This is a genomic window from Clostridium sp. LIBA-8841, assembly GCF_057782475.1.
Window position 1 is genome coordinate 3,128,789 of the sequence record NZ_CM173488.1, and the last position, 26,407, is coordinate 3,155,195.

Genomic DNA, 26,407 nt, shown 5'->3' on the forward strand with positions numbered 1-26,407 from the left:
CATATTTTAATTCTTTATGTCAAATAATACTAAAATAAATAAAACTCATAGAAGCAAAATTCCATGAGCTTATTTAATATCATATTCCTTTAAATTTTTTAATTTCTCCATTTATTTTAGTGGCAACATCCTCAATAACCATATCATCTAGAAGTAAGGTGGTAAGTGCTTCATTTATATTCTTCATTATATAAATTTTAAATTCACCCTTTTTAATCGCCTCTTCTATTTCACTATTCAATATCAGTTCATCCTTATTACTTTCTGGTATTAAAACAGCTTTTCCTACATGAGTTCCTATTATTTTGCAAACATTAAAGAATCCCTCTATTTTTTCATTCACTCCTCCTATTGGTTGTACTTCACCAAACTGATTTACTGACCCAGTTACGGCAATACTTTGATTAACCGGGATCTTACTCAAAGCAGAAATCATAGCTATAATCTCAGCAACTGACGCACTATCCCCTTCTATTTTTCCATAAAGCTGTTCAAAGCTTAATTGAAAATCTACAGGTAAAACTTCATAAGCATTAAAAAAGCTACTTAAAAATCCTCTTAAAATGCTTAGAGATTTATTGTGAATACTTCCACTTAGATTACTCTCTCTTTGTGCATCCATAATTTTCCCACTACCTTTATAGCAAGTACATGTTATCCTCATAGGTTTTCCAAAACTCATGTATCCGAAATCTATTACAGATAGCCCATTTACACTTCCAATAATTTTATCTTCTATTTCTAAGATTATCTTTTTATCCTTATACATTTCTAAATAATCTTTTTGAATTTCACCACATTGATTTATAACAGATTCTATAGAACTTTTATCTATAAGTGTTTTATTGTTATTCTTAGCTGATTCATTTCCAAGAAGCAATAATCTTTCTATTTCATCAATATCCCAAAGCATCTTCTTTCTTGTTCCAGCTTTTCTAGCTAACTGCTTTCCTATAGCATTAACGCCAGAGGTTGAAATCTTTAAAAGGTCATTATCACTTATGATTTTATTAACAAGCTCTAATAAAGATTTTTTATTTTTATCTATACCTATTAAATTTGAAAATTCTGCTCTAATTCTAAATATCTTCTTGAAATCTTCATCATAATTATATAAAACATCATAACTCTCAAAATCTCCAATTAAAATAACGTTAACCTTAATTGGTATTGGATCTGGATTAAGTCCATTTAAAGAAAGTACTTCTAAATACCCTCTGTTAAAATCATAATTTATTTTTTCATTTAACAGTGCTCTTCTTAAATAATAGTAGCTATTAGCATTGTTCATCAAAGAACTTAATCTAACTATCAGACATCCTTCATTAGCTTCAAGCAATGAACCTGATTTTATAAGCTTTACACTTGTTGAATATACTCCATTATGATTTTCATACTCTATTGTTCCTAGAAGATTATTTAGACTTGGATCTTCTTCAAATATTACTTTAGGTGTTTCTTGTCCCTTGCTATTCTTTATAATATTACAAATATATTTTGAAATAATTTCATTTATTTTTTCTTCATCATCATCAAAATTTATTGTGTAATTATCAATCAATAAATTTTCTAGGCTTTCACATACATCTATAAGATAATTGTAAGCATCTTCTTCATTTTCAAAATCACTCTTTATTTTCTCTTTAACAGATGATGATTTATTTTCTAAATAAGTTCTAAGTATAACTTTTAACTTTTCAATAGAATCTATCTCTATATTTTTAAGTTCTTCTAAAACATCTTCTGCTCCTTCTTTTAATTTGCCAGCTTTTATCGATATATCACCTTTACTATTTTCTTCTAAATCATCGAACTCTTCCTCCGTCATAGCCTCTCCATCTAATAGAGGAATAAATGCAAAGCCAGAAGATGTAGCTTTTAAATCAAAGCCTTCTTGCTTCGCACTCTTTATTAAATCACCTATATAATCACTTCTCTTTTTTTGTATATCATTAATAATATCTTCCTTATCTTTATTTATAGAAGAATTGTAAAAGGCATAAATCTCTTCGTAATAAAAAGATTTTACATATTCTAATCTTTCCTCTAGCTTTTCTCCTATTCCATTTTCTAAAAATATAACTTTAGGTGCTTTAACATCATCCAAAGTTACATAACATATATCTTTAGGTTTATTTCTTCCTTTCATTTTTTCTTCTAAATGAAGAATTATATCCTTAAGCTTTTGTTTTGAAAATTCGTCGATTAAGTAAACATTAAACCCTTCTTTATTTATACTTAATGCTTCATCAATTCTTTTAAAAACCTCTGAGTATTCACTACCATTGTTTTCTTTTCTAGCTATCCTACTTGTAAAATCCTCATTATAAATTACTTCTTGTGGAGTTAACTCTCTTCTCATATAAATTCACTCATAAAACTAATACTAGCTTTAATAGAGTAACCTCCTCTTTATAAGTACTTTATTATATTAATATTCTAAAAGTTTAAAATTAGCCATCATTTTCATTTTTTTATTTATTTTTTTCTTCGACAAAAAAACCTATAGAAAAAACTTTTCTATAGGCTTTAATAAACTAAAAATATTTAATTATATATTAGTATGTTGAATCTGAAACTTTTCCTTCACATATAGCGATTGAAGCTGATGCTCCTATTCTAGTAGCACCATTTTTAATTACAGCTTCAGCATCTTCTGTTGATCTTACTCCACCTGATGCCTTAACACCCATCTCTGGTCCTACAGTTTCTCTCATTAATTTAATATCTTCTGGAGTTGCTCCACCTGTTGAGAATCCAGTTGATGTTTTAACGAAATCTGCTCCTGCTTTCTTAGCTAATTCACAAGCTTTAACTTTTTCTTCATCAGTTAAAAGACAAGTTTCTATTATAACTTTTGTAAGCGCTTTCTTATCAGCCGCATCTACAACAGCTTTTATATCTTTTTCTACATATTCATAATCTTTATCTTTTAATCTACCTATGTTTATAACCATATCAACTTCATCTGCGCCTTTTGATATTGCATCTTTAGTTTCAAAAGCTTTAACTTCCATAGTGTTTGCTCCTAAAGGGAAACCTATTACTGTACAAACTTTCACATCGCTTCCTTTTAAAAGCTCAGCTGCTAATTCTACATTGGTAGGGTTTACACAAACTGATGCAAAATTATATTCTAAAGCTTCTTTGCAAAGCTTTTCTATTGATGCTCTATCAGCCTCAGGTTTTAATATAGTATGGTCTATCATTCTTGCTAATTGTTGTTTATCCATTACATTTCCTCCTAAGATAACATTTTCATTATACTATTATTATAGAATATAAATTCTTATAAGTCCATAATTTAAATATTTACATTGAATAATTTTAGTATAAAAAATTAAATAATATATTTATATAAAATTCTTATTCTATAGGCTTTCAGCTATTATCAAACTATTTTAATATATTTAATATTATGTTATAATACTATCTATCATATAATATGTATTTATAGTAATAATAAATGTAAATTCGTCAACTTAAAAGGAGTTATAATTATGGGTTTCAAAGAAAAATTATCTAAATATTACACTGATTCTTATCTTGAAAAATACGGCGATAGAATGGCTCAACTTCAAGGAAGCGTAATCTCTGAAAAAATCGAAGAAAAAACTATTCTTTGGATATTCCACAAGTTAGTTGTTACTTTAATAGTTAAACCTGAAAGAAGTAAGCAAATAATAAAATGCGTATATAAAAAGAATCGTTGGTTTAAAAAACCTACTTTCATAAATGTGAAAAAAGGAAATAGTGTTATAGTTCAAGGACTTAAGTCAAATAAAGAAAATGAAAAAGAATATATTGTACTTAATAACGTACTTAACTTAACGACTAAACAAGATTTAGTACCTGTTGATCACTCACAATTAAAGAAAGCTAGACAACAACAACAATTTAAACAAAGATAAAAAGCTGTATAATAATACAGCTTTTTATCTTTTAAATAAACTTTATTTTTCTATTTTAATATTTATTTTTTCACCTTTATAAATAAGTATAAGCTATTTATAAAGAAAATTATTGTTGAAAAGAATAATACTATTAGCCAATGGTTTATTCCTAAAATAGTAGTATGGAAGATACTACTAAAGAAAGGAATATAAATAATGCTTAATAACATTACTATTGATATAAGAACAGCTCCCACTAAATACATATTAGTAAATAATTTTATTTCAAATATAGAATGTCTTTCAGATCTACACTCAAAAACATGTAGTAATTGAGACATAACTAATGTTGATAAAGCAATTGTTCTACATGTATCTAAATCCATTCCATATAATCCACCTACAATAAATGATAATAATGTGCATATTCCAATCAAGCATCCTCTTACTAGAATTTTTTCAGTAAGTCCTCTTGCAAATATACTTTCCTTTTTACTTCTAGGTTGTTGATTCATTATATCCTTATCAGCTGGGTCTACTCCTAAAGCTATTGCTGGTAATCCATCTGTTGCTAAATTTACAAATAATATTTGTATAGGTAACATAGGTGTTGGAAGATAGAAGATTGTAGCTAAGAACATCGTTAATACCTCTCCTAAGTTACATGACAATAAATATCTTATGAACTTTCTTATGTTATCATATATTATTCTTCCCTCTTCTACTGCGGATACTATGGTTTCAAAATTATCATCCATTAAAATCATTGCAGAGGCTTCCTTTGTAACATCAGTTCCTGATATTCCCATAGCGACTCCTATATCCGCCTCTTTTATAGCTGGCGCATCATTTACTCCATCTCCCGTCATAGCAACTATATTACCATTTTGTTTAAAAGCCTTAACTATTCTTAACTTATGGTTAGGTGTAACTCTTGCAAATATTCTAAGCTTATTAACTGACTTTTTAAGTTGATTATCATCTAACTTATCCAATTCTTCTCCAGTTATTACTTGTTCTTGTGACTTAGCAATATTTAAATCCTTCCCTATAGCAAAAGCTGTATTTTTATGGTCGCCAGTTATCATTACAGGGGTTATTCCAGCTAGTCTACATTTTATTACTGAATCTTTAACCTCTGGTCTAGGCGGATCTATAATACCTGCAATCCCAAGGAATATAAAGTCTTTTTCTAATCCTTCATCTCTTGTTAAATTTTCTATTTTATATGCACCAGCTATACATCTTAAGGCTCTATTACTCATATTTTCAACAACATTTAATATTTGTTGTTTCTTTTGAGCAGTCAATAATTTAACTCTTCCTTCTTCGTGTATATATCTACATTTATTTATAAGCCTCTCTGGAGCTCCTTTTACGTAACAAACTTCTTTGCCATTTTCTTTAACTATTACTGACATCATTTTTCTACTTGAATCAAAAGGTATATCAAAAATCCTATTTATATTGGATATTGTATTTTTCAAAGTATCCACATTATTAAAATATGCCTTTATTAATGCTGTTTCAGTAGGATCTCCATTTAAAACATCTTCCACTTTGTTTTTTGAAAAATCGTAATTACAGTCATTGCAATAAATAAATGCCTTCATAAGTATAGGTGAATTTGGAATCTTATCAACATCTATTCTACAATGTTTTCCTTCAACGAATATTTCCTTAACAGTCATTTTATTTTGAGTTAATGTACCAGTTTTATCACTACATATGACTGATGTACATCCTAGAGTTTCTACTGCTGGTAATTTCTTTACCAAAGCATTTTTCTTAAGCATTCTAGAAACACCTAAAGCTAGTGAAACTGTTACTATGGCAGCTAGTCCTTCTGGTATAGCAGCTACTGCTAAACTTACTCCTAATAAGAACATTTCAGTTAAATCATTTCCTCTGATAATACCTAAAATAGTTACTAAAGTACATATTCCAAGGCATAATACTAATAAAATTTTTCCTAATCCATCTAATCTTTCTTTAAGCGGAGATTTTTCTTCTTCTATATCTTGTAGCATATCAGCTATTGAACCCATTTTTGTATTCATTCCTATAGCGGTTACCCTAAATCTTCCTTTACCTTTTAATACTTTAGTCCCCATATAAGTTAAAGAAGCTTCTTTTGAATTACTTGCTTTATTGACTCCTAAGGACTCTCCAGTAAGTAATGATTCATCAACCATAAGATTTGTACATTCAAATATCTCTCCGTCAGCTGGAACTCTATCACCAGCTTCAAGAATTACAATATCTCCTATTGTTAATTCATTGGCATTAATAACTTTAATATTTCCATCTCTTAATACTTTACAGGTTGGTGCTGCTAAAGATTTTAAAGCATCTAAAGACTTTTCTGTTTTAAATTCCTGTATAAATCCTAGAAGACCATTTATTATAACAATAACAAAGATGGTAATAGCATCTGCTACATCTCCCATAAGTCCAGATATAATAGTGGCTCCTATTAAAACCCATATTATAAAATCATTAAATTGTTGTAATAATATTTTTATAGCCGATACCTTTTTCTTTTCTGTTATTTCATTTAATCCAAACTTCTCTGTCCGGTTTTTAGCTTCTTGAGTTGTTAACCCTCTAAAGAGCTCTTTCTCTTGCATAACTTTTTGTTCCTCCTTTTTTTCCTAGCAATCTATTGTAATATATGTTTAATTCGCTTCTTTTTAGAACTAAAAAAATTCTTATGTAACATCTTACACTCATAATATTTCTCTGCTTTCATCTCATAGAAAATTCTCTTAAACTATGATAAAATGAGTTTTGTTAAACTTTACTTTTCATAATTTAGGAATTAAAATATATTCATGAATTAAAAAAAATTTAAATTACAAAGGAGGCAACCTGCATGAAGGATGTTATATACATTACAGGACATAAAAATCCTGATTCAGATTCAATATGTGCTGCTTTAGCATATTCTGAATTTAAAAATAAAACACAAGACATTCCAGCTATACCTGTTAGATTAGGAAATGTTAACCAAGAAACTCAATACATACTTGATTATTTTGGTGTTCAAGCTCCTCAATTTTTAGAAACTGTTAAGCTAAAAGTTGAAGATTTAGAAATGGATAAAATAGCTCCATTAGCTCCAGAAGTGTCACTTAAGATGGCTTGGAATATAATGAGAGATAAAAACTTAAAATCAATTCCAGTTGCTGATGGGAATAATCACTTACTTGGAATGTTATCAACATCAAATATAACAGCAACATACATGGATGTATGGGATAGCAACATACTTGCTAAAAGTGCTACTTCATTAGATAACATATTAGATACATTATCTGCTGAAACACAAAACGTAAACGAAGAAATTAAAATATTCCCTGGAAAAGTTGTAGTTGCTGCTATGCAAGCTGAATCTTTAAAAGAATTCATAAGTGAAGGTGATATCGCAATAGCTGGTGATAGATCTGAAATACAAGCTGAATTAATAGAATTAAATGTATCTCTATTAATAATAACTGGTGGTCATAAACCTTCAGAGGAAATAATAGCTCTTGCTAAGAAAAATAACATAACTGTTATTACAACTCCTCATGATTCATTTACTGCATCAAGATTAATCGTTCAAAGTTTACCTGTAGACTATGTTATGACTAAAGATGACTTAGTTTCAGTATCTACTGATGATTTAGTTGAAGATGTAAAAGTAACAATGAGTGAAACTAGATACAGTAACTATCCTGTAATAGATGAAAATAATAAAGTGGTTGGTTCAATCGCAAGATTCCACTTAATTTCTACTCATAAAAAGAAAGTTATTCAAGTTGACCATAACGAAAGAGGTCAATCAGTACATGGTTTAGAGGATGCTGAAGTATTAGAAATCATAGATCACCATAGAGTTGCTGACATACAAACTGGTAATCCTATATACTTCAGAAATGAGCCTCTTGGAAGTACTTCAACAATAGTTGCTAAGAGATTCTTCGAAAATGGCATAAGACCGTCAAGAGAAGCTGCTGGACTTTTATGTGGAGCTATAATTTCAGACACATTATTATTTAAATCACCAACTTGTACTCCACAAGACGTGAAAATGTGTAGAAAACTTGCTGAAATAGCAGGAATAGTTCCTGAAACATTTGCTAAAGAAATGTTTAAAGCGGGTACTTCATTAAAAGGAAAATCTATTGAAGAAATATTCAATGCTGACTTCAAACCTTTCACAATCGAAGGTGTTAAAGTAGGTGTTGCTCAAGTTAATACAATGGATATCGAAGGATTTATGCCTTTAAAAGATGAAATGTTAGCTTACATGAATCAAAAAGCTGAATCAATGGGATTAGAAATGATTATGTTATTACTTACTGACATAATCAATGAAGGTTCACAAATATTAGTGGCTGGAAGAAGTCCTGAAATTGCTGAAGAAGCTTTTAAAGTTAAATTAGAGGATTCAACTACTTTCTTACCTGGAGTTCTTTCAAGAAAGAAACAAGTTGTACCACCATTAACTCAAACTATAACAACAAGAGTTAGTAAATAATTTAAAATAAATAAAAAGCAATCTCAAAAAGAGATTGCTTTTTTTATTTCCAATTTAAAATTTTATAATTATCATTCTTCTTCTTGTAATTTATTAAATATGCATTTCCTACTAAGTCTAATAAAGGTTTATCTGATAATGAATCAGAAAACATATATGAGTTTTTATAATCTACTTCTATATTATTTTCTTTTAAATACTCTTTAAGTCTTCTAACTTTCTCTTCTCCCTTACAATTTTCACCTAACATTTTTCTTTCAAATTTTCCTTCATTAAATGAAAATCTTGTTCCTATTATAACATCTACTTCCTTTATATTATAAAGTTCATTTAAATAAAACTCTGGTGAAGCTGATATCAAATAAATTTTATACCCTTCTGACTTTAACTTTCTCATCATATCAATGGAGTCCTTATAAATGATTTTACTTAAAACTTCATCATAATATTTTTTTACAAGAATTTTTAAATCCTTCTCCTCTACTCCATCTATGAATTTAAGAAATGATTGCTTAACTTTCTTCTCATCATAAAACTTTAATCCATACATAAGACCTGAAAAAGCAGCTCTTGGTATAAACTTCAAATTTTTCTTATCTTCTTTTATTAGAAATCTAAATAACTGCAGTAAAGTTTCCTTGTTGGTTAAAGTAAAGTCAACATCAAATATAGCTAATTTTTCCATGTTATTCCCCACGTTTCACGTAAAATTTATCAAGAGTATTATAAACTAAAAAAAAGATGATGTAAAACATCACCTTTTTTTTAATTATTCTGCTACATTTTCTTCGTAGAATTTAACAACTTCATCAAACTCTTCTTCTGAAGGAAGAACTAATTCTCCTTCTTCACCTTGAGATTTGAATAAGTAAACTGATTCATCAGGATGTTGTACTAAAACGTACTCTTCATCTTTATATTCAAAAGCATCAATAACATCACAAGTTATTGTGTTTCCTTCTTCATCTTCTAAGTCTACAACGAAATGCTCTACATGCTCTTCTCCGCATCCGCATCCTTCATGATGTTCATGTCCATGATCGTGACCGTGTCCACCACATCCGCATCCTTCATGCTTTTCTTCTTTTTCGCTTCCACAACCACAGTTGCCTCCGCAGCATTTGTTTAAATCTTTATCTGACATAATCTTTCCTCCCTTGTGGAAAATTTACTTTATACTAATTGTAACCTTAAATACAAAATAATAAAAGTACTTTCTTTATAATATTTAATTATATTCTTAACACAATACAAAATTATAATCAATAAAAAAAGTTATATTTATTTTTTTTATAAAATTTTAACAAAAAACTCTCTTTAAAGCAATTACTTTAAAGAGAGTTTTCATTAAATCCTAGTGAGTAAATCCTTGTACTCCAGTTTTAGCTTTTTTATTTAAAATTCTTGCATTATCTAAATCTTTTATAGCTGCAGTTAAGTCTCTTATATATAATTCAGCTAAGTTATGGCTAAAGTCTGCACGACAAACAACTCTTTGAATTATTGTATCTTGTAAGTTTTCTGGTAATGGATAAGCAGGTACTTGCCATCCTTTCATTAATAATTTATCTGCTAAATCATATAATGTCCATTGAACATTTGCATCATCTTTTAATTTATAACAAACTATTGGTAAGTTTTCACCTCTGTTGTATATTTCAAATAAACCTGTTTTTTCAAGTTCATCTGATAGATACATAGCAACATCTTTTGTTCTTTGATGTATTTGTCTATATCCTTCAAATCCATATCTTAAGAAGTTATAATATTGACCAATAATTTGGCTAGCTGATCTTGAGAAGTTTATTGCCATTGTTGGCATTTCACCACCTAAGTAGCTTACTTTAAATATTAATTCTTGTGGTAAGTATTCTTTATCTCTCCATAATACCCAACCTATACCAGGATAAACTAATCCATATTTATGTCCTGATGCATTTATTGAAACAACGTTTTTAAGTCTGAAGTCCCATTCTAAGTCTGGTTCTATAAATGGTGCAAATAAACCACCTGAAGCTCCATCAACGTGAATTGGAACTGATATTTTTGCTGTTTTGTTATACTCTTCTAATTTTTTATCTAAAGCTTTTATATCATCATATTTTCCTGTATAAGTTATTCCTAATATACCAACTACACCAATTGTGTATTCATCAACATAATCTAAAACTTTATCTACATTTATGCTCATATGTTCTTCATCTAATGGAACTAATCTCATTTCTATATCCCAGTAAACGCAGAATTTTTCCCAACATACTTGATATCCTGAAGAAATTACTAAGTTAGGTTTTTTTGAATTAACATCCATTCCTAAAGCCTTAGCTCTGTTTCTCCATCTAAATTTCATAGCCATACCACCAAGCATACATGCTTCTGATGATCCTACTGTTGATGTTCCTATGAAACTTTCATCTTTTTGTGCATTCCATAAATCTGCTATTATATTTACACAACGATTTTCTAAATCAGTTGTTTGAGGATATTCTGATTTATCTATAGCATTTTTTTCTAATGTTTCTGACATTAATTTTACTGCTTCGTCATCCATGTATGTTTGACAGAAAGTACATAAGTTTTGACGAGCATTACCTTCATCTAATAAATCATCTTTTATAAGTCTATAAGCAACATCTGGAGCTATTGAGTCTTTAGATAACTCATATTTTGGAATAGATTCGTTACTAGCTACTGTTCCAAATATTGGTGTTGTGAAATTTTTTCCTAATCCTTCATTTCCATTTTTTCCAAAAAGCATTTCAAAAACCTCCTAAGTTCACCTAAAAACCATTCTTAATTTCTTCAACGTGACCTCAAGAAATTAAGATTAATTTTTAGTAACCATTCATATTATTTTTTCTTTTGATGATTGCCTCATCAAGTTATTTATATAATACACCTTTTATTAATTAATTAAAATTCTTTAATTCGTTACATTTTGTTAATATTTTATTATCTTTTTGTTCATTTTTAAATTACCTCGTTAGTTCTTTAAATTTCTAATTATTTCTTCATTTTTCTTCATAACATAATGAACTTTTATTTTTATTAGTATAATATTAATAAAAGCTCTATCTTTTTATTAATATCATTTATAATAGTATATTTTTTTGTATTTATATCAAAATGATATTATTAAAATTCAATATATTTTACTAATAAAAAAATAGAATCACAAAAAATAGCACACAATTAATTAACATTTTATTCAAAAACTCAAATTAAGAATGTATTTATATTCTTTTACTATTTATAAAATCATTTAATATACTTCTTTTACTTATCTAAATAATAAAAATTCATCAACTTAGATAAAACTCTCCTAATCCATTTGCATAATAAATAGTTTTTCTTAAACAAAAATAAGAGTGAATAAAATTTTTATTCACTCTTATAAATTATAAAACTATATTTAACTTTCTGTACCATCTTCTAGTATTGATACTATTGAAAATAAGGTAAAACATATTGCTCCTAATCCAATCATAACATGAGCTGGCACAAAATATGATACATTAACTAATTCAGCTTCTGATAAATAAACACCTAAAAATAAACATATTAACGCTGTTATAACTGGAATTAGAGGAATTCTTTTAGCTAATTCACTTTTCCTTCTCCAAACAGATGCAAGTAACAAAACTTTACTAGATATACTGTAACAAACTAAGCCTAATCCAATTAAAACATAGCCAGGTGCTATTAATGCTTGATTTTTACTAATTAAAAGAATACATATACCTAGAATTGCATTTATACTTCCTAAAACTAAAACCCATATAGACCATTTCCACCGCTCTTTCTCTGTAAATGTATTTTGTATTTGTCTAGCTACACTAGCCACTAATGATATTAAACTAGCACATACTAATGATATACCAAATACAACAAATCCAGCAACTAAACTAGAAATATTCTTTGTATCACTTAAAAGATATGCTGAAACTGATAATCCAATAATTGTACATACTATAGGAATAGCAATTAAAAATTTTGAAAAACCTTCTGTAAAACATCCATCTGGTTTTTCACCTTCTTTTAAATTTTTACTATTATTAGGGATAAGTAAAAACTTTGTTGATGATAATGCTACTGTTGAAATGCAACAAGAAATTAGACCTATACCAAAGGCTATACTTCCGGATACAAAATATGCAGAATTTCCACCATCATTTAAAGCAAAATATAATCCACCAATCATACTTATAGCTGAAAATGAATATCCTATTGTTGGTAAAATAAATTTAAAAAAAGAATTATATTTATTTGTTAGTTGTCTTATTATTGTTGCAGCTGTAGCAAATAAGGCTATACATATTGCTGTAAAAAATATTATTACATGACTAGCAACTATATATCCTGATCCTAATTTATCTCCTAAAGTATTAATATATAATCCATAAGTAAGACATATGGCTCCCATAAATAGCGGTATAGCTCTGAATAATATACTCATATAGTAGTTCATAACTTTAACCTCATTTCCTACTATAAATAAAATCAAGAAAATTTATTTATAAATTTCCTTGATTTTATTTATATTTATATTTATATTTAATTTGCTTTTCTTAATACTGTTGCTTCATTTAAATCTTTAATTGCAGCATTTAAATCTCTTATGTATAAATCGGCTAAATTATGACTAAAATCTGCACGACAAACTACTCTTTGAATTACTATATTTTCTAAGTCTTTAGGTAATGGATATGCTGGCACTTGCCATCCCTTCATTAATAATCTATCTTCTAAATCATATAATGTCCATTGAACATTTGCATTATCTTTTAATTTATAACAAACTATTGGTAAGTTCTCACCATTATTATATATTTCAAATAAACCTGTTTTTTCAAGTTGATTTGATATGTACATAGCAACATCTTTTGTTCTTTGATGTATTTGTTCATATCCTTTGAATCCATAACGTAAGAAGTTGTAATATTGACCTATAATTTGGCTAGCTGATCTTGAGAAGTTTATTGCCATTGTCGGCATATTTCCACCTAGATAACTTACTTCAAATACTAATTCTTTTGGTAGGAATTCCTCATCTCTCCATACTATCCATCCTATTCCTGGATAAACTAAACCGTATTTATGACCTGATGTATTTATTGAAACAACATTTTTAAGTCTAAAATCCCATTTTAGGTCTGGTTCTATAAATGGTGTAAACATTCCACCTGAAGCGGCATCAACATGAATATGAACTTTTAAATCATGATCTTTATTATATTCTTCAAGTTTCTCATCTAAAGCTTTGATATCATCAAATTTACCAGTATAAGTTATTCCTAGTATTCCTACTACTCCAATTGTATTTTCATCAACATAATCTAAAACTTTATCTACATTTATACTCATATGATCTTTATCCATTGGAACTACTCTCATTTCAACGTCCCAATAAACACAGAATTTTTCCCAACACACTTGATATCCTGAAGAAATTACTAAGTTAGGTTTTCTTGAAGTTACATCCATTCCTAAAGCCTTAGCTTTGTTTCTCCATCTAAATTTCATAGCCATACCACCAAGCATACATGCTTCTGATGATCCTACTGTTGATGTTCCTATGAAACTTTCATCTTTTTGTGCATGCCATAAACCTGCTATTATATTTACACAACGATTTTCTAAATCAGTTGTTTGAGGATATTCTGATTTATCTATAGCATTCTTTTCTAATGTTTCTGACATTAATTTTACTGCTTCGTCATCCATGTATGTTTGGCAGAATGTGGCTAAATTCTGACGTGCATTTCCCTCATCTAATAAATCATCCTTTATAAGTCTATATGCTACATCAGATGCTATTGATTTTTCTCCCATCTTATCACTTGGCATAGATTTGTTACTTGCACTTGTCCCAAATATAGGTGTTGTAAAACTCTCTCCTAATTTTATCTCTTTCTCATCTGTAGATTTCATTTTTAAGTCCTCCTTAGGGTCACTTTAAATATAATTTAATTTTTTTACAATTTAATTTTTCGTTAATATATAAAGATAAATTATTTGAAGTAGTTTAAATTAATAAACTACTTCAAAATAAATTTAATTTGTTTTATTACCATTCCATTTATTATGTAGAGCATATATTATAAATGGAATTAAAACTGTTATTATAAAACTTATTGATAATATAGTTAAGTATTCTGAAACACTATTACCAGTTAATTGTGATGGTGGTACAAATGAAATTACTAAAGCAAATACTGAAACTAAGAATCCAACAATCGCTACTATCATTTTGAATGTTTTACCACCTGGAACTTGATATGCACGTTTTAAATCTGGATGTTTTATTATTAGTGTTAAATATCCAATGAAGAATAATAAATATCCAACTAAGTATATAACAACTGTTAATGATATAGCAGTAAGGAATGAAACGTTATTTCCACCGCCACCGAATGTTAATACAGCGGCCCATATAGTAACAACTAAACCTTGAACTAATACTAATGGTACTGGTACATCATGTTTATTAACTTCTGTTAATTTTTTAGGTAATAAGCCTTTTTTAGCTGCTACATACATACCTTGTGAAGGTCCAACAACCCAAGCACTAACCTCTGCCATAACACCTACAGCTAATAATAATGCAACTACTCTTGTTATCCAATCAAAACCATCTCCAAAGTTAATACTTACTAATTGATGGAATGTTTGAACAACCCCAGCACTTAAGTTTAATTGATCTGCTGGTATAACTGCTGCTACTGTTAATCCACCTATAGTATTAAGAATTATTGCTACTACAACAAGTACAAACATAGCCAATGGATAGTTTTTACTTGCATCTTCTAATTCATTAACATGTGAAGCTGAAGCTTCAACTCCCATATAAGCTAATATAAATGAAACAAATACAACTAATGTATTTACTTTTGAGAAGTCAGGTATAAGAGTATGAGCACTCATATCAACATGTACTGGATTACCTTTTGCTATGTACATTATACCTAATATAAATAATATAATTGCTGGAATTACTACTCCAAATATGAATCCTGCTTTAGCTATCTTAGCAGTATTTTTAGTTCCTCCAAATTGTGAGAATGTTAATCCCCAGAAAATAATTAAAACACCAATGAATTTTATTAATGGATTGCTATTTAATGCAGGCCAATTAAAAACATAAGAAAGGGCTCCTAATATGAAATAAATCATTGTAACGAATCCAACTGTTATTTGGAACCATTGAAAGAATATTGCTGCAAATCCCCATCTTTCACCTAAAGTATTACCTACCCAGGCAAATATGCCTCCTTCTTGCCAACCATCTACAGTTGCCATTTCTGCTGCACATAATGCAACTGGTAAGAACCATAAAATTCCACCAACAATTAAGAAAAATACTAAATGAAATCCTGATGTTGCAAATGTAGGATACTCGTAGACAGTCATTACCATAGATGCTGTCATTGCAAAGAATCCAAACAAACTAAGTTTTTTTGCATTTGCCTTTGAATTATTTGGCATAATAAACGCCTCCTTGTTGTTATTGTTTAAAATAGATTTTAACAATTAACAACTATTATCTAAGACAAAGATTTATTATCTCCTAAATTTTTGTCTTGAATAATAGCTACTAACTATGTATAAATCATAAACCTTGTTAACAATTTATTCAAAACTTTCATTCTTTTATTTTAAGCTATTAACATTTTTCAGTTTAATTTTTAGTAAGTTTTTCTCTTTAAATCTCTCTTTTCCTCTTATTATCTAACAAATTAATTCAATATCAGTGTAAACCGTAAACTTTTTAACATTTCGTTAATAATCATTAATAAAAATATATTTTTATCATATTTTTATTAATAATTTTATTTTTTTTAATAATCTAGTTTTTTATTTTAATTTAAATCTTATTAATATTTTAAATAAAAAATTATCTTTTCTAATAAAAATTCACAAATTTAGTTAGTGATATTTTTTAGCTCTATAAAAATCCCATAACTATTCTGAATCTTAAGATGTTTGAACTATTCAGTCATCAATATACTTTTCTATTTACTCTTCTTAAAAGGTTCTATATGCTTACTTAAGCAACTAGTTCTTGCTTTCTTATATACCTTTCTGCAGTATTAATATAAAATACGCCGGATCAATATATCTATTTCCATACTTGCAATTTTAAATTTTGAAACTGCTTTCATTTCAACAAAGGAAGTTTTTATTACATCACTAAAATCCTTCTGAACACATTTTGATATCAAATAGTTTTCATTAGACAAAAAAATAAGAGCTAGAATATTACTATTCTAGCTCTTATAATTATACTTCAATCTAAATTTATATCTAACCGTAATTAGTTATCTACTATTTCTTACTTTCCAGCAAGTTTTTTGTAGCCTTCTAATCTTTCTTTAGCATCTCTTTCAGTCTTCTCGAATAAAGCTTCAGCAGCTTCTGGGAATGCTTTTGCTAATGCAGCATATCTAACTTCTCCCATTATGAATTCTCTGAAGTCACCAGTTGGTTCTTTAGAGTCTAATGAGAATGGGTTTTTACCAGTTTCTTTTAACATTGGGTTAAATCTGTACATAGCCCAGTATCCACATTCAACAGCTCTCTTCTCTTCTAATTGAGAGTTACCCATACCAGCTTTTAATCCGTGGCTGATACATGGAGCGTAAGCTATTATTAATGATGGTCCTTTGTATGCTTCAGCTTCAGCTATAGCTTTAAGAGTTTGGTTCTTATCTGCACCCATTGATATTTGAGCAACATATACATAACCATAGCTCATAGCCATCATTCCTAAATCTTTCTTCTTAGTTCTCTTACCTGCAGCAGCAAACTTAGCGATAGCAGCAGTTGGAGTTGATTTAGAAGCCTGACCACCAGTGTTTGAGTAGATTTCTGTATCCATAACAAGTATGTTTACATCTTCTCCACTAGCTAAAACGTGGTCAACTCCACCGTAACCGATGTCGTAAGCCCATCCGTCTCCACCGAAGATCCATTGTGATCTCTTAGCTAAGTAGTCTTGGTCTTTTAATATTTCTTTAGCGAATTCGTTAGTTTCACCTTGTAATGAAGCTATAACAGCATCAGCTCTATCTCTAGTTCCTTCTCCGTTATCAACTTCAGCTATCCAAGCTTCTAAAGCTTCTTTAGCTTCTGGTTTAACACCAGCTTCTATAGCTTTTCCAGCAAGATCTACTAATCTTTCTCTTATAGCTTTAACTCCTAAGAACATACCTAATCCAAACTCAGCGTTATCCTCGAATAATGAGTTAGCCCAAGCTGGTCCATGACCATTGTGGTTAGTTGTGTATGGAGTTGAAGGAGCTGATCCACCCCAGATTGATGAACATCCAGTAGCGTTAGCTATCATCATTCTGTCTCCGAATAATTGAGTTATAAGTTTAACGTATGAAGTTTCTCCACATCCAGCACAAGCTCCTGAGAACTCGAATAATGGTTGCTCAAATTGGCTACCTTTAACTGTATTCTTGTTCATTGGGTTTTTCTTAGGTGCTACTTCTTCTACACAGTAATCCCAAGCTTCTTGTTGATCTGCTTGAGTGTGTTGTGGTTTCATAACTAAAGCTTTTTCCTTAGCAGGACAAACTTGAGCACAGTTTCCACATCCAGTACAATCAAGTGGACTTACAGCCATAGTAAACTCCATTGGCTCTTCAGTTTTTAATCCTTTAGCAGGTATTAATTTAGTTGAAGCTGGAGCATTCTTAACTTCTTCCTCAGTTAATAAGAATGGTCTTATTGTAGCATGAGGACAAACGTAAGCACATTGGTTACATTGGATACAATTGTCTGCTATCCATTCTGGTATGTTTATACCAATTCCTCTTTTTTCGTAAGCAGCAGTACCTTGTTGGAAAGTACCATCTTCCATTCCATTGAATGCAGATACAGGAAGTTTATCTCCTTCTAATCTGTTCATTGGTTCAACGATATTTTTGATGAATGCTGGAACTTCTTTAGTCTCAACTACTTCATCTTTAGCGTTAGCCCACTCAGCTGGAACACTGATCTCAACGATAGCGTCGATTCCTTTGTCTATAGCAGCGTGGTTCATGTTAACAACTTTTTCACCTTTTTTACCGTATGAAGTTACAACAGCGTCTTTTAAGTATTTAACTGCGTCTTCTACAGGTATTATGTTAGCTAGTTTGAAGAATGCTGATTGCATGATCATGTTGATTCTTCCACCTAATCCAACTTCTTGAGCTATTTTAACAGCATTTAAAGTGTAGAACTTAATGTTGTTTTCAGCTAAGAATCTCTTATAACTTGCTGGTAAATGTTCAGCAACTTCTTCTGGAGTCCAGATTGTGTTTAATAAGAATGTTCCGTTTTTCTTTAATCCGTCTAAAACGAAGTATTTTTGAACGTATGATTGGTTATGACAAGCAACGAAATCAGCTTTATTTATTAAGTAAGGTGATTTTATTGGTTGTTTACCAAATCTTAAGTGAGAAATTGTTACCCCACCTGATTTTTTAGAGTCATATGCAAAGTATCCTTGAGCATACATATCAGTATGATCTCCGATGATTTTGATAGCACTCTTGTTAGCTCCAACAGTTCCGTCTGATCCTAATCCCCAGAACTTACAAGCTTTAGTTCCTTCTGGAGTAGTATCAACTTCATGAGCTTCTGCTGATTCTTCTAATGAAGTGTTAGTTACGTCATCAACTATAGCTAAAGTGAATCCATTTTTAGGTTCTTCTTTGCTTAAGTTTTCGTAAACAGCAATGATATGAGCTGGTATAGTATCTTTTGATCCTAATCCGAATCTACCACCAACTATTTCAGGAGCATTTTCTAATCCGTAGAATGCATTCTTAACTTCTAAGTATAGAGGCTCTCCTGCAGCACCTGGTTCTTTTGTTCTATCTAAAACAGCAACTCTCTTAACAGTTTTTGGCATTGCTTTTATTAATCTTTCATTTGAGAATGGTCTGAATAATCTTACTTTAACTAATCCAACCTTTTCTCCTTTAGCGTTTAAGTAATCTACAGTTTCTTCTACTAAATCAGTAACTGATCCCATAGCTACTATAACTCTTTCAGCATCTTCTGCTCCATAGTAATCGAAACAGTTGTACTCTCTTCCAGTTAACTTAGTTATTTCTTTCATGTAGCTTTCAACTATTTCTGGAACTACATCGTAGAATTTGTTTACTGCTTCTCTTTCTTGGAAGTAGATGTCTGGGTTTTGAGCTGTACCTCTTGTTACAGGTTTGTTAGGGTTAAGAGCTCTTCTTCTGAACTCTTCTACAGCTTCCATATCTACTAATTCTTTTAATTCATCGTATTGTAAAAGTTCAACTTTTTGTATTTCATGTGATGTTCTGAATCCATCGAAGAAGTTTACGAAAGGTATTCTTGATTTAATAGATGCTAAGTGAGCAACTGCTGATAAATCCATAACCTCTTGAACTGATCCTTCTGCTAACATAGCGAATCCAGTTTGTCTTGCAGCCATAACGTCTTGGTGATCACCGAAGATGTTTAATGCTGAAGTAGCTAATGCTCTAGCTGATACATGGAATACTGATGGTAATAATTCACCAGCTATTTTATACATGTTTGGTATCATTAATAGTAAACCTTGTGAAGCTGTGTAAGTAGTAGTTAAAGCTCCAGCTTGTAATGAACCGTGAACTGCTCCAGCAGCACCTGCTTCTGATTGCATTTCCATTACTTTTACTGTTTGACCAAATATGTTCTTTAATCCTCTTGCACTATTTTCATCAACCCATTCTGCCATTGGTGATGATGGTGTGATAGGGAATATTGCTGCAACATCAGTGAACGCATATGATATATAAGCGGCAGCTGTGTTACCATCCATAGTTTTCATTTTTCTCATTGCCATTGAGATGACCTCTCTTTCATTAATTTTGTAGATATATAAATTAAATATTAAAAATTATAATATATTTAAAGTAATTAATTAAAATTACTTATTAGCATATTGAGTCTTATTTTATTAGTTTTTTTGCTAACTCTTTAGCTGAATTAATTTCATCATCATTTGGTGATTCATTTACAGCTAAGCTACCAACAACATCGAATCCATAATCTTTCATTCTCTCAACCCATGCAGTCATGAATTCTCCATTATCCCAACCATATGATCCAAATAGAATCATCTTTTTATTGTTATTTGGAGTTAATTTAAATTGATTAACAAATGGTTCCATATCGTATTGTTCTATTCTATTATTATCCATTGAAGGGCTACCTAAAGCTACTGCATCCGCTTCAGTTACATCCTCTAATTTAGCGTTTGAAACATGCTTTATTAAAACATCTGCTCCTAAATCAGTTAATTCATCTGCAATAGTGTTTGCTAATACTTCAACATTTCCACCATTACTCCAATATATTACTGATACTTTACTCATAAAAAACACCTCTTATACATGATAATATAGTTTATCTAAAATCCCAATATTATTTAATACAAAACTAATTTTACTCGACATTAATAATTATACTCTTTGGAAAAAATTTTTCAAGCTACATATTTTGATATTTTAAAACATATTTTAATAATTTATTATTATTTGCTATTAAACATCTCTGTTATCCTAAGGATTAGCGATAAAATTTTACATATTTGCTGATTTCTTTATTATATCTATAATATTATCCACTCCATTGCCTATTTTGCTTGTTTTCATAGAGCTTAAATATTTTTCTTTGTTTTTTGTTACTTCTTTAATAGCATTTAGTAAAACTTCTGAAGTTAAATCTTCTTCTTTTATAACCTTAGAAAAACCACTTTTTTCAAATGAATTAGCATTTAAAACTTGGTCTCCTCTTGAGGCATTTGCTGATAAAGGTATTAATATATTTAACTTTCTAAGTGATAATAATTCAAATATAGTATTTGCACCTGCTCTAGATATAACTAAATCTGCTAAAGCCATTAAATCTGGAAGCTCATCTGATATATATTCATATTGTCTATAACCTTCTAATACTGTTAATGATTGATCTAGATTTCCTTTTCCACATAAATGTATAACATTATAATCTCTTAATATTTCCTTTAGAATTTTTCTAACATTATCATTTATAACTTTAGAACCTAAACTTCCTCCAACTATCATAAGAACTTTTTTATCTTCTTTGAAGTTACAGAACTTTCTTCCTCTTTCTTTATTACCTTTTAAAAGTTCTTCTCTAATCGGTGTTCCTGTTAATTCACCCTTATTATCTTTTATATATTTTAGGCTTTCAGGGAATGTAACACAAAGCTTATCACAAAATGGTGAAGCTATTTTATTTGCTAATCCAGGAGTTAAGTCTGATTCATGCGATACTACAGGTATCTTTTTCATTGAAGCTGCCATAACAACAGGAACAGTAACAAATCCACCTTTTGAAAATATAACATCTGGTTTTTCTTTTGATAATATTCTTGAAGCGTCTAAAACACCTTTTAAAACTTTAAAAGGGTCAGTAAAATTTTTTATATCGAAATATCTTCTTAATTTTCCTGATGATATTGAATAATAAGGTATATTTTCTTTAGTTATTATTTCTTTTTCTATACCATCTTTACTTCCTATATACTTTATTTCAAAACCTAATTCTCTTAATTTAGGTACTAATGCTAAATTTGGGGTAACGTGACCAGCTGAACCTCCACCAGTCATCATTATTTTATACTTTTTCAAAAAATCAACTCCCTTATTAATCTATGGTTTTGTAAATATTTTTTTGTAATAACTCCTTTAATTCCCTCTCATATTTTACTCTATTCTGCACAATATATAAATGCAAACTCAATTAATAACTAAGGAGGAATTCAAAATGGCACAATTAGTTCCAGAAGCAAAAAACGGATTAGCAAAATTCAAAAATGAGGTAGCAAATGAAATGGGAGTACCATTCTCAGATTACAATGGTGACCTTAGCTCAAAACAATGCGGAAGCGTTGGTGGAGAAATGGTTAAAAGAATGGTAGAACAATACGAAAGAGGAATTTAATTAACAATTAAATTCTACAACTAAATAAATAAAACTTAATATTGATACTGTATATAATTAATTTATGCCTAATTATATACAAAACACTGGAGCAATATTTTTTATATTGCTCCTTTAATTTTATAATCTAAAATATTTTACATTAGCTTGAATAGTTTTATTCCCATTAAACTCATTTATATTGGGATAATAAATTAAATCAACACTAAAATTACAGCTTCCACCATCTAATACTCTTAACAATTCTTCCTTTCCATACTTATTAGAAAAATCCTCTTTGAATTCCTCAACCTTGTTCCCAAAAGCTATGGCATCTATTGTTTTATAGCTATTTCTTAATTTGCACCTAAATTTAATTACATTCTGTTCCTTTCCCATTATCCATACTCTGCTTACCTTAACGTCCTTCTCTCCAAATAAAGGACTAGAATTTCCTTTTCCAAAAGGTTCTAATCTATCTAAATTATCTATTATTCCATAATTTAAATTCTCCAAAGGTAATTTTACATCAATTCTAACCTTAGGTATTATATCATAATCTGTTAAATTACAGTTTTCTAATAACATATTTCTTAATATAGGTATATTTTTTTCTTCAACCGATAATCCTGCAGCCATAGGATGACCACCAAACTTACTTATGACCTCTTTGCACTTAGATAATTCTTCAAATATATTATATTCCTCAATAGATCTTGCAGATCCCTTTGGCATATCTTTTCCTTTAGTCATTATTATTGTAGGAACATTGTATTTTTCTTTTATTCTTCCAGCAACTATTCCTGCAATACTTTCATGTATATATGGATTATAAACTAAAATTACCTTATCATTTTCCATATTATTATCCTCTATTTGCTTTATAACCATATCTACACTATCTTTAGTTAAATCTTGTCTTCTTTGATTAAGTTCAAAAAGTTCTTTAGCTAACATATCTGCTTTTTCCTCATCTTCTGTCAGAAGCAATTCCACAGATAAATCAGCTGTTTCAAGTCTTCCTGTAGCATTTATACAAGGTCCTATAACAAAGCCTAAATGATATTGTGCGATTTCCTTATCAGTAAGCCCTGTGTACTTCTTTAAAGCTATTAGTCCTTTATTTGATGTGTTGTTTAACATTTCTAAACCTTTTTTAACTATTATTCTATTTTCACCTAGTAGATCAACTACATCACAGACTGTTGCAATAGCGCAAATTTCTAAAAGCTTCAAAGCCTCCTCATGTGGTATTCCTAGCTCCTTATATAAGGCACATATTAATTTAAATGCAATCCCTGCTCCACATAAAGATTCAAATGGATAATTACAATCCTCTTGCTTAGGATTTATAACCGCATAAGCTTTAGGAGTTTCCTTATTAACTTCGCCTTCTTCATTTTTAACTAAAGGAATATCATGGTGATCTGTTAAGACAACATCCATTCCTAAGTCATTTGCTAATGCTATTTCTTCAAAGGCAGCGATTCCATTATCGCATGTTACAATCAATTCAGTCCCTTCTTCTTTTAAAATTCTAACTCTATTAGAATTCATACCATATCCTTCATCTTCTCTATCTGGTATATGATAATTAAAATTAGCTCCACATCTTTTTAATCCCTTATATAATATTGAAGTACTTGATACACCATCACAGTCATAATCACCATATATAGTAATTTTGCTTCCGTTTTCTATGGCCTCTTTTATTCTCATGACTCCCTTTTTCATATCTTTCATTAGATATGGATCATTTAAATTCTCTATTTCTCCAAATAAAAATTCTTTTGCATTTTTTTTATCCCTTATATCTCTATTCACTAAAAGAATAGATGTTAATAAATCTATATTTAATTCTTCTTTTAAATTCTCTATTTCTTCTCTATTTCTTTGTTTAAGTAGCCATTGCTCTCTCACACCATCACCCCTTAATTAATTATTTGCACAATGGATTTTTTTAAAACTCTTTCTATTAAATTTTTCATATCTTTTAAATTTAAATTCTCAATTAAGCTTAACTCTTTAAAAATATAGTCTCCCTTATTAAACATAGTTTCATATATAGACATTCTATTTGCCATAACTATACTTTTTTCTAGATCCAATGAATTTTTAAGCTTAAATCTCTTTATTAGTTTATTTAAACTACCTTTATCCAAGTAATTTTCTATATCTTTAGCCTTTGATATACACTTTTTAATTAATTCTAAAGCTTGCTCCTCCTTATCCTTTGAAGTTCCTAAATAAATTTTAAATAATCTTATTCCTTTTTCATATTTAACTTCACTATAGACTTCATAGGCAAGTCCATTTTTAGTTCTAATCTCATCATATAATACAGAACTAACTCCTTCACCAAACCAAAGATTAAATATTTTAAGCATGGTAACTTCCTCCATACTTAATGAATCTATATCAAATAAACAACATATCTTAGAACCACTGTTTCCTTCTATTTTTTCAGTGAAAACCTCACATTCCATATTTCTTTTTACATGTTCTTTAAAAACTCTTCCCTCTCTAGCCTTACTAAAGTTTTTTTCTACTATTTCTTTCACCTTTTCTATAGGCAGTGAAGTAACAACTGAAACAACCATATTCTCACTAACATAATTTCTATTATAAAAATCTTTTAATTTCTGTAAGTTTATTTTTTCTATGTGTTTCTTCTCTCCTATTATTAAATTTCCTATTCTCTCCTCTGATAATCCATTCATTAAAGCAATATCCTCGACATGTTGCTCTAAATCCTCTTTCCACTCATCACTTTCTTGTTTTATAACATTTAACTCTTCTGAAAATCCACTTTTCTCAAAGGCCGGATGTAGCACTATATCCGTATATAAAGAAAATCCTTCTTCAAAATCTTCCTTAGCAGTAGTACCATAATAAATGACATATGGAAAATTAGTCATAGCATTACTGAAGCCAAATAAATCATCTAACTTTTCATTTATTTCATCTTCTTTAAGTTCTTTAGTACCTTTAAACAAAATGTGCTCTAAAGCATGAGCCATACCAATTTCGTCTTTTCTCTCCGAATTAGCTCCACTTTCTAAACTTATACAAAAAGATGTATGTTCTATGTCTTTAAACTTATATAATAATCTAACTCCGTTATCTAAAGTTATCCTCTTCATATCATCACTCCAAAATAATATTTTAAATAAAAACTCTACTATCTATAATAAAAATATTTTCATTCACTCTAAATCTCATTATATTTTAACATATATAATTAATTTTTATAAAACCTTATTGAATATAAAAAAAGTGTATTTCTACATACTAGAAATACACTTTTTAAAGTTATTTTTAATTAATGCTGATTTTTAGATAGAACTGTAAGATTATCTTAATTATAAATACTTTGTGAAATTAAGTTAGGTCTGAAGGACTAGCCAAAAATCAATATTTAACTTAAATAAATCTTATTAAAATATTATTTTTTTCTTTTTCTAAGAAAAAGTTAATAAGCATTCCTTCTCTTATTTCATCTGCTTCTTTTCCATATCCTAATTGCTTTAATATTTCTAATCCAAATACTAATGCAGTTGCAGGCCCTCTACTTGTTATTATGTTTCCATCAACAACTACTGTCTCATCTTCAACATAATTAACATTTCCAAGTTCCTCTTTAAATCCAGGATAACTTGTAATTGTTTTTCCTTCAATAATTCCAGCCTTAGCTAATGCTATTGGTGCTGCACATATTGCTGCTACAATTTTATTTTCTTCATTATATTTTTTAATTAATGATTGTACTTTTTCATTATCTCTAAGATTTCTTGAGCCTGGCATACCACCTGGAAGTACTATTGCATCATATGTTTCTAAATCTGTATCTGATATTAACTTATCACAAAGTACCATTGTTCCATGAGCACTATTAACGGCTCTGTTTTCTGTAAGACTACATGCATGACAAGTTACATTAGCCCTATTACAAACATCAACAACAGATAAAGCTTCTATAGTTTCAAAACCTTCTGCTAAAAATACTAATACTTTTTTCATGACTATA

18 protein-coding genes are annotated in these 26,407 nt (G+C 29.3%); 3 read left to right on the top strand and 15 right to left on the bottom strand.

Annotated features, from left to right (window positions below):
• Window positions 1–79 precede the first annotated feature (79 nt).
• Both AC2A4K_RS13775 and deoC read right to left on the bottom strand, forming a co-directional pair.
• Window positions 80–2,362: an AAA family ATPase gene (locus AC2A4K_RS13775; protein WP_322503062.1), complete on the bottom strand. Its 2,283-nt coding sequence runs from the start codon at window positions 2,360–2,362 to the stop codon at window positions 80–82.
• Between the two features lie 196 nt (window positions 2,363–2,558).
• Window positions 2,559–3,233: a deoxyribose-phosphate aldolase gene (deoC, locus tag AC2A4K_RS13780; RefSeq protein ID WP_322503063.1), complete on the bottom strand. Its 675-nt coding sequence runs from the start codon at window positions 3,231–3,233 to the stop codon at window positions 2,559–2,561.
• Window positions 3,234–3,500: 267 nt separating this feature from the next.
• Between deoC and AC2A4K_RS13785 the strand changes: the two genes are divergently transcribed.
• On the top strand, window positions 3,501–3,911 hold the full coding sequence (locus tag AC2A4K_RS13785; protein WP_322503064.1) for a hypothetical protein: 411 nt from the start codon (window positions 3,501–3,503) through the stop codon (window positions 3,909–3,911).
• A gap of 62 nt (window positions 3,912–3,973) precedes the next feature.
• Here the strand turns inward: AC2A4K_RS13785 and AC2A4K_RS13790 are convergent, their stop codons facing one another.
• On the bottom strand, window positions 3,974–6,523 hold the full coding sequence (locus AC2A4K_RS13790) for a calcium-translocating P-type ATPase, PMCA-type (RefSeq protein WP_322503065.1): 2,550 nt from the start codon (window positions 6,521–6,523) through the stop codon (window positions 3,974–3,976).
• A 245-nt stretch (window positions 6,524–6,768) separates the two neighbouring features.
• Here AC2A4K_RS13790 and AC2A4K_RS13795 point away from each other — a divergent pair, with 245 nt between their 5' ends.
• The gene (locus tag AC2A4K_RS13795) at window positions 6,769–8,418 is read left to right on the top strand and encodes a putative manganese-dependent inorganic diphosphatase (protein WP_322503066.1); all 1,650 of its coding nucleotides are present in this window, start codon (window positions 6,769–6,771) and stop codon (window positions 8,416–8,418) included.
• A 43-nt stretch (window positions 8,419–8,461) separates the two neighbouring features.
• On the opposite strand, the gene AC2A4K_RS13800 is transcribed toward AC2A4K_RS13795, so the two are convergent.
• The 9 genes from AC2A4K_RS13800 to murG all read right to left on the bottom strand — a co-directional run bounded on the left by AC2A4K_RS13800 (window position 8,462) and on the right by murG (window position 22,088).
• Window positions 8,462–9,103 carry an HAD-IB family hydrolase gene (locus AC2A4K_RS13800; RefSeq protein WP_322503067.1) on the bottom strand — a complete coding sequence of 214 codons (642 nt, stop codon included), beginning with the start codon at window positions 9,101–9,103 and terminating at the stop codon, window positions 8,462–8,464.
• Between the two features lie 84 nt (window positions 9,104–9,187).
• The gene (locus AC2A4K_RS13805) at window positions 9,188–9,562 is read right to left on the bottom strand and encodes a DUF1292 domain-containing protein (RefSeq protein ID WP_322503068.1); all 375 of its coding nucleotides are present in this window, start codon (window positions 9,560–9,562) and stop codon (window positions 9,188–9,190) included.
• 210 nt (window positions 9,563–9,772) lie between these two features.
• Entirely contained in the window at window positions 9,773–11,176 is a 1,404-nt protein-coding gene (gad, locus tag AC2A4K_RS13810) for a glutamate decarboxylase (RefSeq protein WP_322503069.1), read from the bottom strand.
• A 654-nt stretch (window positions 11,177–11,830) separates the two neighbouring features.
• Window positions 11,831–12,886 (bottom strand): DUF2776 family protein, encoded by a 1,056-nt coding sequence (locus AC2A4K_RS13815; protein WP_322503070.1) that lies wholly within the window; start codon window positions 12,884–12,886, stop codon window positions 11,831–11,833.
• An 86-nt stretch (window positions 12,887–12,972) separates the two neighbouring features.
• Window positions 12,973–14,349 (bottom strand): glutamate decarboxylase, encoded by a 1,377-nt coding sequence (gene gad / locus AC2A4K_RS13820; protein WP_322503071.1) that lies wholly within the window; start codon window positions 14,347–14,349, stop codon window positions 12,973–12,975.
• A gap of 123 nt (window positions 14,350–14,472) precedes the next feature.
• Complete coding sequence (gene gadC, locus AC2A4K_RS13825) at window positions 14,473–15,903, bottom strand: glutamate/gamma-aminobutyrate antiporter (protein ID WP_322503072.1); 1,431 nt, start codon at window positions 15,901–15,903, stop codon at window positions 14,473–14,475.
• Window positions 15,904–16,750: 847 nt separating this feature from the next.
• Window positions 16,751–20,269: a pyruvate:ferredoxin (flavodoxin) oxidoreductase gene (nifJ, locus tag AC2A4K_RS13830; RefSeq protein WP_322503256.1), complete on the bottom strand. Its 3,519-nt coding sequence runs from the start codon at window positions 20,267–20,269 to the stop codon at window positions 16,751–16,753.
• Window positions 20,270–20,381: 112 nt separating this feature from the next.
• Window positions 20,382–20,807 (bottom strand): flavodoxin, encoded by a 426-nt coding sequence (locus AC2A4K_RS13835; protein WP_322503073.1) that lies wholly within the window; start codon window positions 20,805–20,807, stop codon window positions 20,382–20,384.
• Between the two features lie 207 nt (window positions 20,808–21,014).
• Window positions 21,015–22,088, bottom strand: coding sequence for an undecaprenyldiphospho-muramoylpentapeptide beta-N-acetylglucosaminyltransferase (gene murG / locus AC2A4K_RS13840; RefSeq protein ID WP_322503074.1), 1,074 nt, complete (start codon window positions 22,086–22,088; stop codon window positions 21,015–21,017).
• A 136-nt stretch (window positions 22,089–22,224) separates the two neighbouring features.
• On the opposite strand from murG, the gene AC2A4K_RS13845 reads away from it, so the two are divergent.
• Window positions 22,225–22,401, top strand: a complete 177-nt coding sequence (locus AC2A4K_RS13845) for an alpha/beta-type small acid-soluble spore protein (RefSeq protein ID WP_322503075.1) — start codon at window positions 22,225–22,227, stop codon at window positions 22,399–22,401.
• A 120-nt stretch (window positions 22,402–22,521) separates the two neighbouring features.
• Here the strand turns inward: AC2A4K_RS13845 and recJ are convergent, their stop codons facing one another.
• The 3 genes from recJ to AC2A4K_RS13860 form a co-directional block, all read right to left on the bottom strand.
• Entirely contained in the window at window positions 22,522–24,300 is a 1,779-nt protein-coding gene (gene recJ, locus AC2A4K_RS13850; RefSeq protein WP_322503076.1) for a single-stranded-DNA-specific exonuclease RecJ, read from the bottom strand.
• Between the two features lie 11 nt (window positions 24,301–24,311).
• On the bottom strand, window positions 24,312–25,523 hold the full coding sequence (locus tag AC2A4K_RS13855) for a M16 family metallopeptidase (RefSeq protein ID WP_322503077.1): 1,212 nt from the start codon (window positions 25,521–25,523) through the stop codon (window positions 24,312–24,314).
• A 280-nt stretch (window positions 25,524–25,803) separates the two neighbouring features.
• Entirely contained in the window at window positions 25,804–26,400 is a 597-nt protein-coding gene (locus AC2A4K_RS13860) for a DJ-1 family glyoxalase III (RefSeq protein WP_322503078.1), read from the bottom strand.
• Window positions 26,401–26,407 lie beyond the last annotated feature (7 nt).